The organism is Clostridium sp. Marseille-Q2269 (assembly GCF_943736985.1).
GTDB lineage: Bacteria > Bacillota > Clostridia > Clostridiales > Clostridiaceae > Clostridium_F.
In genome coordinates this window covers 428811-438999 of sequence record NZ_CALSFS010000002.1, presented here as the reverse complement: position 1 = coordinate 438999, position 10189 = coordinate 428811, and the positions used below count along the sequence as shown (strand labels likewise).

Annotated in this window: 7 protein-coding genes and 1 pseudogene; 5 read left to right on the top strand and 3 right to left on the bottom strand. The window is 25.6% G+C overall.

Features of this window, described 5'->3' with window-relative positions; genetic code table 11:
• Positions 1-256 precede the first annotated feature (256 nt).
• The 5 genes and pseudogenes from NGI68_RS06000 (at position 257) to NGI68_RS05975 (ending at position 8368) form a co-directional block, all read left to right on the top strand.
• Positions 257-2322 (top strand): annotated as a pseudogene (locus NGI68_RS06000) (helix-turn-helix domain-containing protein).
• A gap of 525 nt (positions 2323-2847) precedes the next feature.
• Complete coding sequence (locus NGI68_RS05990) at positions 2848-4269, top strand: MATE family efflux transporter (protein WP_251860580.1); 1422 nt, start codon at positions 2848-2850, stop codon at positions 4267-4269.
• 382 nt (positions 4270-4651) lie between these two features.
• Positions 4652-5071 (top strand): flavodoxin, encoded by a 420-nt coding sequence (locus tag NGI68_RS05985; RefSeq protein WP_251860579.1) that lies wholly within the window; start codon positions 4652-4654, stop codon positions 5069-5071.
• 336 nt (positions 5072-5407) lie between these two features.
• A complete protein-coding gene (locus NGI68_RS05980) occupies positions 5408-6694 on the top strand; it encodes a DUF5050 domain-containing protein (RefSeq protein ID WP_251860578.1) in 1287 nt (428 codons plus the stop codon).
• Positions 6695-7006: 312 nt separating this feature from the next.
• Complete coding sequence (locus NGI68_RS05975) at positions 7007-8368, top strand: MATE family efflux transporter (protein WP_251860577.1); 1362 nt, start codon at positions 7007-7009, stop codon at positions 8366-8368.
• 51 nt (positions 8369-8419) lie between these two features.
• On the opposite strand, the gene NGI68_RS05970 is transcribed toward NGI68_RS05975, so the two are convergent.
• The 3 genes from NGI68_RS05970 to NGI68_RS05960 all read right to left on the bottom strand — a co-directional run bounded on the left by NGI68_RS05970 (position 8420) and on the right by NGI68_RS05960 (position 10177).
• Positions 8420-9313, bottom strand: coding sequence for a polysaccharide deacetylase family protein (locus tag NGI68_RS05970; RefSeq protein ID WP_251860576.1), 894 nt, complete (start codon positions 9311-9313; stop codon positions 8420-8422).
• A 19-nt stretch (positions 9314-9332) separates the two neighbouring features.
• A complete protein-coding gene (locus NGI68_RS05965) occupies positions 9333-9569 on the bottom strand; it encodes a hypothetical protein (protein ID WP_251860575.1) in 237 nt (78 codons plus the stop codon).
• A gap of 257 nt (positions 9570-9826) precedes the next feature.
• Entirely contained in the window at positions 9827-10177 is a 351-nt protein-coding gene (locus NGI68_RS05960) for a hypothetical protein (RefSeq protein ID WP_251860574.1), read from the bottom strand.
• Positions 10178-10189 lie beyond the last annotated feature (12 nt).

Sequence of the window (10189 nt, the reverse complement as noted above, 5' to 3'; positions counted from 1 at the left end):
TTAGAGATTTTAAAAATTCATCATATAAAATTGGGCAAGTGTTTTCATATTATATGGATAATATATCATAATAAGTATAATATAGTCTCAATAGGTAATTTAGCTTTTGAAATTGCCTAACTAAAGTAAAATAGTTTAGTTATTTTTACAGGCCCATATCTTTTTTTTATACACTGTAGGTAAGCGTACATTTAAGTAATAATTTACTTGAAATATGGTATAATAAACACAGTTAATAACTGATAGGAGGAAGTTTATGCCAAGGGAGTTTATAGAGTATACCAATGATTTACCTATAAAAGTTTCTATGCAAGACATAAAGAAAAGTCCAATTCATTGGCACAATGCTATGGAGATCATATATGTTTTGGAAGGCAGCATAAAAATAACAATAGAAACAGAAACTCATAGAGTAAACAAGCAGGAAATAGGAATAATAAATCCAGAAGAGGCTCACAGCATAAAAAGTATAACTAATAACAATAAAGTTCTCATATTTCAGATAGATACTAGTTTTTTCAATAAATATTATGATATAGAAAATATGTTTTTTTATACAGATTTTTCTGTTCCAGAGGCTCAAAAGCATGAAAAGTATGATATATTAAGAAAATACCTTTCCACATTACTTTGTGAAATAGCTCAAAAAGGTGATAATTATGAGGAGGTAGTAGAGGAAATTTTAGTAGATCTTTTATATCATCTCATAAATAATTTTCACTATTTGATATATGATGAAGAAGAATTAAAAGAAAATGAGGTACAATTTGAAAGATACGATAGAATAATAAAATATATATATTCTAATTATAATAATAAAATAAGTATTCAAGATATAGCTAGATTAGAGTTTCTAAGTTCTCATTATTTATCTAATGAAATGAAAAATAAAGTAGGTTATAGTTTTAATGACTTTGTAAATTTAACTAGAGTAGAGGAAGCTATAAAATTACTTTTAGATACAGAAAAAACCATATCTGAAATATCAGAAGAATTAGGCTTTTCTCATACAAGATATTTTAATAAGCATTTTAAAAAACATTACAAATGTACTCCAATGCAATATAGAAAAAAGTATAAAGTAGATGAAGAAACATATGAAAAATTAAAATCATATGAAAAATTAAAATTAAAGGATGCCTATGAGTATTTAATGTATTATTTAGAGGATTATCCAAGATTTAATTATGAGGGGAAAATTATTAAAATTCATGTGGATTTGTCTAAGGATACAGAAGAACTAGATGAAAATTGGCATGATATTATTAATTTAGGTAGTGCTAAGGAAATATTAAAAGGTAATCATAGTAAGCTTATAGAAGAATTTCAAAAATATGTGAAATGTGAATATGCAATTATACAAAATGTATTTTCAAAGGATATGAATGTTTTTTCTACAGAAAAAGATCGATTTTTTAATTGGTATGAAATAAGGCAAGTATTTGAATTTATATATGATTTAGATTTAAAACCTGCTATACTAATAGACTTTTGTAAATATGAATCAGAATTCTTTTTTGCACTTTTTAAGGATTTCATAGATTATTTTACAGATTTTTTTGGAGATAAAGAAATAAAAAAATGGAGATTTTATTTAAAAAATTCTACTGATGAAAATAAAAGTATCTTAGAAAGCTTTTTAAAAAATATGAGGATATAGAATTTATAAATTGGTACTTAGATTATAACGAAGTAAACAATATTTATGATACTGCATATATGGTTCCATATATGTTAAATCAATATTTAAATAAAGAATCAAATGTAATATTCTTGACTACTTTTGATGAAATATATGGAGGAGAATACATAAATAACGAACTGTTTTATGGTGGATCAGGAATAATAAATCGGCAAGGAATAAAGAAACCATCTTATTATGCTTATTATCTTTTATCTAAATTGGGCAATGAGGTAATAGACAAGGGGGATGGATATATAATTACCAAAGAGGATGATGATATTCAAATTCTTGTTTATTCTTACAGTGAGGAATTAGAGTGTTTAATTTCCCTAGATGATTTATATAAAAGAAGAGGGCTAAAAGAAACAGCGGAAAAGAAATTTTCTATAAATATAGCAGGATTACCTTATAATTATAAAATAATTACTTATAAAATAGATGAGGGAAAGGGATCTTCATATAATAATTGGCTAGCTATGGGAAAACCAAAGAGAATAGATGAATACGAGAGAGATTTGTTAATTAAAAGTTCTGTACCTAATATAAAATTAGGCTTTGCTAAAAAATCTCCTGTATATAATATAGTTTCTAAAATAGAAGGATATGGAGCATTTTTGTTTATACTTCAGAGAGTATAAGTTTATAATCTTAAAAATGTACAAATTTTATGTTTGAAAAGTACAAAAATACTTTTTTAATATTACTTCCTTTAAAATATAGGTTAAATTTAATAAAAATATACACAAAAAGTACAAAAGCACCTTAAATAAGGTGTTTTTTGTTTATTACCAACAACTGTAATAAAACCTAGTCCTTAATATACCTTATAGTCCTTAGCATAGTGAATGAAAATATGTATTTAAAAGAATATAATATTAATATAGATATAATTGAAAAATAAATTTTTAATTATATCTATAATAAATTTTTAAAAATACAGTCCATAGCAATTAACTATTATTTTAATACGGTGTAAGTAAATGGTATTTTCATTGATGAAATAATAAAAATAAATACATTAATAAATAAAATATTTTTTAATATGTATAAATAATATGGTTAATTTATATAAGATTATAATTTTAAAATTAGGGAGTGGATAAAAAAATGAGTGCAAAAATGTTACCGAAAAATACAAAAACTATTAGAACGAGGTGCTTAACATGGGAATTGACTATAATTTATTTTCAAGAGAAAAGGTAGAAAAAGCTTTATTAAAATTTGCAGTTCCAGCTATGATTTCTTTATTAGTTATGGAATTATATAATATGGTAGATACATTTTTCGTGGGCTTAGCTATAGGGCCTAAAGCTATAGGGGCATTAACTATAGCCTTTCCAGTACAAAGACTTATGTCTTCACTTGGGATGATGATAGCAGTAGGTGCATCTACTGCTGTAGCTAGAAGTTTAGGTAAGAAAGATTATAAAAGTTTAAAATCAGTAATATTAAATGCTATAAATATTACTATAATTATAATGGTGATTTTAACCTTTCTAATGTCACTTTTTAAAAAGCAAATGATAACAGGATTATTAGGGGCTAGTCAAGTCATTTATCCTTATGCAGAGGAATACATTTCTATAGTAGTAATTGGTGGATTATTTCAATCTTTAACTTTAGTTATTTGTTATATAATGACTTCTTTAGGATACACTAATATAACTTTAAAAGCTACTTCAGTAGGAGCTATATTAAATATTATAATAGATTACTTTCTAGTTATGCATTTAAACTTTGGTATAGCAGGAGCAGCTGTAGCTACTGTAGTTTCACAAATAGTAGCATTAGTGTATACTGTATACACATTTAATAAGGTTAAGAAAAAAGTAGGATTAAATTTTAATTTTAGTTTTAAAATTAAACTAGATATATTAAAGCCAATTTTAGCAGTAGGATTTGCAACTTTTATTATAGAAATATCTGATGCTGTAGTGGCTGTAATATTGAATAATATACTTTCTATTTATGGAGGCGATAAGGCATTAATTATAGTAGGGGTAACCACTAAAATATCTATGTTCTTATTTATAACAGTTATAGGTATAAGTTCGGCAATGCAACCTATAGCAGCCTTCAATTATGGAGCAAAAGATTTGATTCGAGTAAAAGAAGTAGTTATAAAAACCATAGTAGCTGTAACAGGAGCGACGTTAATATTATGGGCAGCAATGATGGTATTTGCAAATCCTATAATAGGAATATTTTTAAAGGATAAAAGTCTTTTAGGTGAAACGGTGAAAGCATTTAGAATAATAATATCTATATTCCCAACTATAGGAATATATTATGTGTCAATATATTATTATCAATCTATGGGTAAAGCCAAAACAGCTCTTATATTATCTGTGTACAGACAAATGATAATATTTATACCTTTATTGTTTATATTGGTTAATAAATTTAATATTATGGGAGCTTGGATTGCTTACCCAATTTCAGATTTAATAGCATCTATTACAGGAATAATATATGTAAGAGTGGCCTTAAAAGAAAAAGATAAGGCTATAGAAGCTCAACAATATGAAAAAGAGAGTAAAGCAAAATCATTTAGGGGTAGATCCTTAGAAGCAGGTGGCGTTTAAAGGCTATAATAGTAAAGAAAAGAGACAGACTAGGAAAAAATGCATAATGACAATGGTATTTAACAATTAATTAAAATAAAAAGTTATACTAATATAAAAAAACACTACCAATATTATTGGGTTTCAATAAAATTTAATAGTGTTTTTTATATTAATTTTAAATTATGAACAAGATCTTAGAATAATGTGTAAGATATTAAGATTATATTTGCGGTGCTTATATAAAGTAGTATATAAAATAGGTGTATATAATACAATACACCTATAAATTTTATCTAATTTCTATGGATTTATTTTAGAATATATATTGACAAAAAAAGAAAATGATATATAATATTAATTGTAAATGAAAATCTTTTTCGATGAACGAGGGAGTGATATAATGGCAAAGGTAAATATAATTTATTGGAGCGGTACAGGAAATACAGAAAGAATGGCTGAAGCTATTAAAGGTGGATTAGAATCTGAAGCAGAAGTAAAACTATTATCTGTATCTGATGCTACTACAAAAGATGTAGAGGAAGCAGAAGTATTAATATTAGGTTGTCCATCTATGGGAGATGAGGTATTAGAAGAAGGAGAGATGGAACCTTTTGTAGATTCCATAAGAAATATAGTTAAAGGTAAAAAGGTAGGATTATTTGGATCCTATGGCTGGGGAGATGGCCAGTGGATGAGAGATTGGGAAGAAAGAATGGAGAGTTATGATGCAGAAATAAAGGTTGAAAGCTTAATACATCAAGGAGAACCAGATGACTCAACTTTAGAAGAGTGCAAAAATTTTGCAAAAAAATTAATATAGTTTAAAAAGTAACATATTGTTAAAACAAGTTAATAGTTTATAATTACACATAAAGCATAAAACAGTGCATAGTTTAATATTTTATATAGGATAGCTGTCCTCCAGACAGAATGTTGTATAGTTGAAAAATAGTTATCAAAATCATTTCTATATAAATATTGAGCATGCACTGCTTTTTATTATTTTTTTAAAAATAATAAATTACTTCTTTTAATAGAGTAATATAGAAATAATGTGTATAATTAATAGTATATACATTAGTTATTTAAACTGAAATAACTAATGATAATATGTATTAAATTATGAAATAAATATAAGGGAGTGTAATTTTAAATTATGGAAGATAAATATGTAGATTTGAATTTGAAATTTAATGAGGAAATAGATGATAAATCCATACACTCAAACAATATAGTTATAACAGATACACATGGGAAAAAAGTGAATTTTAATATAAAAGTAGTACAAAAAAATATACTTAATATAAGGATAAAAACAGATGAGAAGTGTATTAATAATGAGTACATATTAGAGTTTAAAGATTCTATATATTCTACAAGTGGAAAGGCTTTTAAACAATTAAACAATATAAAGTTTTGTTTAAACAAGGGTATAATACAAAATAATGGTACAAGAGTAGTGAGAGAAGATAACTGGATCTATTATACTAGCAATGAAAAAATTTATACATATATGGATTGTAATCCACATGGATCAATAAGAAAGGTTAACATTGATGGATCCATAGATATAAAGCTTTGTGATGATTTTGCAAGTAGTATTTGGATAAATGATCAATGGATATACTATATAAACAATGTAGGAACAAATGAAGAAAATTATCTATATAGAATAAAAAAAGATGGAAATTCTAGAGTACGTTTAACAGATGCTACTGTGGACTCTATAGCCTTTTCAGATAACTATATATTTTATTCAGAATACATAGGATCATTTAGTAAAGATAATTACAAAATATACAGAATAAAAAAAGATGGATCTAATAAAACAAGTCTTAATATAAAAGGTAAAAATGTTATAATACAAGGTCCTTTTCTTTACTATTTAAATGTAGATGATAATTACTCTATATATAGAATAAGATTAGATGGACAAGATGTGAAAAAAATAAATAATTACTCTAGCAGAATTTTTATGAAGATTAAGCATGGATGGATATATTATATTAATGAAGAATTAGGTAATAATTTATATAGAATAACACTGGATGGAGACTATGAAGAAAAACTAAATAAAGATAGTTGTGTAAATGCTGTAATAGATAATAATTATATTTTTTATGCAAAGGATATGGATAATAATCAAACCTATTTATATAGAATAAATATAGATGGATTAGGAAGAAAAAAAATATGTGAAAAAGATTGCTCAAGAGGCATAATTTGTACCGCTGATAATATATATTTTTCAGGAAATAACCAGAAAGGAATATATAAAGTTCATAAAGAAGGTGGAGAAGTTTGTACAGTAACTAAAGATAATGCTGTAGGAATGGATATAGTAGAAAATTGGATTTATTATTATAAACTTAATTTGGAAGCGCTCAGTATGAAATTATTTAGAATTAATTTATGTAATTATAAAAAACAAAAAATTTCGTAGTATAATTTTTCATGATACATTTTAAAATTTTATAAAACAATTATACTTATATTTACATAAGTTTTAAAATTTAATATATGATTATGATAGAATATAATATTATTTATTTTATAGTTTTATGTTAGATATATGATAGAATATAATATAAAAAATTTATATATTAAATAACATAATTTATAAAGATATAGAATAGATAGTTTTATAGGAGAGTGTTAACCACTTTGAAAAAACTTCAAGGTGGTTTTATTATGTTTTAAATGATTTAGCAATATATAAACAAAAAATATAATAATTTATGGGAGTGTATAGTTTATGGTTAACAGTAAAAATTTATTTGGGGACAAAGTATTTTACAGCAAACTTTTAAAAATAGCATTACCAGTAGTTATACAAAGTTTCATAGCATCCTCTTTAAACATGGTAGATACTATGATGATAGGAAAAGTGGGAGAAGCAGAGATCGCTGCTGTAGGTATTGCAAATCAGTATTTTCTACTGTTTAGTTTATTTATTACAGGTTTTACATCTGGATGCAGTATTTTTATATCTCAATTTTGGGGAAAAAGAGATAAAAAGAGTATAAAAAAAATATTAGGTATAGGGTTAATAATAAGTTTCTTAATATCTATAATTTTTACTGCTATAGCTTTAAGTATGCCACACAAAATAATATTATTCTATAATAAGGATGCAAATGTAGTAAAACTTGGAGCAGATTATTTAGTAATAGTTAGTATAAGTTATATATTTACAGCTATAACATTCAATTATGGCATTGGATTAAGATGTATAGAAAAGGCAACAGTACCTATGTTAATAAGTATGATGGCTCTTTTAGTGAATACTGCTTTAAACTATACTTTTATATTTGGAAATTTTGGCTTTAAACCAATGGGCGTAAAGGGAGCTGCAATAGCTACACTAATAGCAAGAATTATAGAAAGTTCAGCTACAATAATATATGTTTATCATAAAAAAACAGTTTTAGCAGTTAAGCCAAGAGAAATGATAAGTGATGATAAAGTGTTTTTTACAAAATGTATAAGAACCATAATACCAGTAGTTTTAAATGAAGTTTGCTGGGGTTTAGGTATGACAGTATATTCAGCAGTATATGGAAGAATAGGAACTAGAGCTATAGCTTCAGTTCAAATATGTACTACAGTACAGAATTTATTTATGGTAATAAGCTTTGGGTTAGCTAATGCTTCTACAGTGATGATAGGCCATGAAATAGGAGCATCTGATGAAAAAAAAGGTAAATTATATGCTAAAAGATTTGCAGTATTGGGGGTAATGGCAGGACTTATATTAGGTATCATAATAGCCCTTAGTGCCAATGTTATATTATCTATATTTACTGTATCCCAAGAAGTAATACAAGATTCTTTAAAAATATTATATATAACAGCATTAGTAATGATAGTTAGAGTATTTAATATAACATTAATAGTAGGGATTTTAAGAGGAGGAGGGGATGCTAAAACCCCTCTATTTATAGAAGCCTTTACCATGTGGTGTATAGGGGTACCATTAGCTTTATTAGGTGCATTTGTTTTTAAATTGCCAGTATATTGGGTGGTAGCTCTATCTACTGCAGAAGAGATGAGTAAGTTTGTAATAGGATTGAGAAGACTTAGATCAAATAAATGGATAAGAAATGTAACAGTATAATAAATTTACAAATGAAAATATTAAAAATAAGGAAAGTGCTATGCACTCTCCTTATTTTGTGAAACTTATCTGTGGTGTATCTTTAGTTATTACATCAAATATAAATCCTTGTTCTTTTAATCCTTTTATAACTGTAGGTAAAGCTTGTACAGTTGTAACTTTAGGATCAGTATCATGCATTAATATTACAATTTTATGCTGACCTTTACTTTCAGTTAAAACAGAATGTATAATTTTATCTTCTTTTTGGCAGAAAGCTGAAGCATCAGTAGAATCTACATTCCAATCAAAATGCGTATATCCTAATTTATTCATGTGAGATATTATTTCTTTCATTACACCACGACCACCATAATTATAGCTTACTGTGTTATTAGAACCGCCAGGATATCTAAGTATATGGTTTGGCTTTTGACCAATAGCTTCTTCAATATACTTGTCTAATTTTTTTACATCTTTTTCAAAGTTTTCAGGAGACATATAAACTTTTTTATAGTCATGGCTATAAGTATGATTGGCTATGACATTTCCATCTTTTACAATGGCTTTATATGCTTCTTTTAAACCAGGATGTCCATTAACAAAGAACGTAGCCTTAACGTCATTTTCTCTTAATATTTTTAAAATATCTTCAGTGTGTCTAGATGGACCATCATCAAATGTTAAATATGCTATCTTTACATTTTTCATCTTTTCTTTGTATGCTTCATTTTCTTTATCTATATCAGACATAAGTTTGATATTTCCATCTTTTATATTCTTATTCTCAGAAGACATAGAATTAATTTTTTTTGCTAGCATACTATTTTGAACTTTTACTTTTAAAAATCTTCCACCAGTTATAAAAGTGCTTATTACTGAAAGAAGTAATAAACATATTGTAACGGTGTTTCTTAAATCATGATGTTTTTTTTGACCATAAATATTATTTCTACAATTTCTCATAACTAACCCCTCGTTTTTATTAAACTCCTTTTAAATTAGAAACTTTATTTTTTATTTCCTTATACTTTTTGTCCAATTGCTGTTTTTGTGAACTTAATTTTGAGTTTTCATCTTGCAAAATTTTTAAGTTGTTATTTAGATTTTCATTTTTATTTTTATAGGTATTTAATCTATTTATGTTAATATAACTAAATACAAATAAAATAACCGTAACAGCTAGTAAAAAAACTAGTCTAGATTGAGATCTTCCTCTCAATGTGATCGCTCCCTTTCAACAAAATTTTTATAATATTAATTGTTTTTACAACAATTTGTTCCTTTATTATATATATTATATTATACATATATATATTTTGTCATTTGTAACAATAAAGTAACAATGTAAAAAAATAAAAGATGATATATAAAAGTAAAATTTTCATATATCACCTTAGTATAAAGATGTATTAAATAAATACCGGGTTTGTATAAAGTTAAACTTTATGGCGTAAGGCATTAATATACTTTATTATGTTACTGATGAGAATCAGTTTTACATCCAAAGCATTCTATTACTGGAACTATAAACATAAAACCTATTCCAGGCTTAGTATCTATATCTAAAGTTTTTCGTATTCGTTTTGTTATTGTATTTTTCTTTTCTTCAGAATTTATTACACTGATTATTGTTTTACTATAAGGCACATCCCCTTCTATAAGCTTTCTTAGACCAGCAAAAACAGGTACCTCTAGATTGTTTTCTAATAAAATTTTACCAAGACCTCTACTATTCATATTAGTAGCTCCACAATTTTCTTCATAAAATATTTCGTTTATTTCATGTAATTTCTTTGTATCATTAAGTATTAAAAAAAGAGCGTACATAAAAAGCCTCCT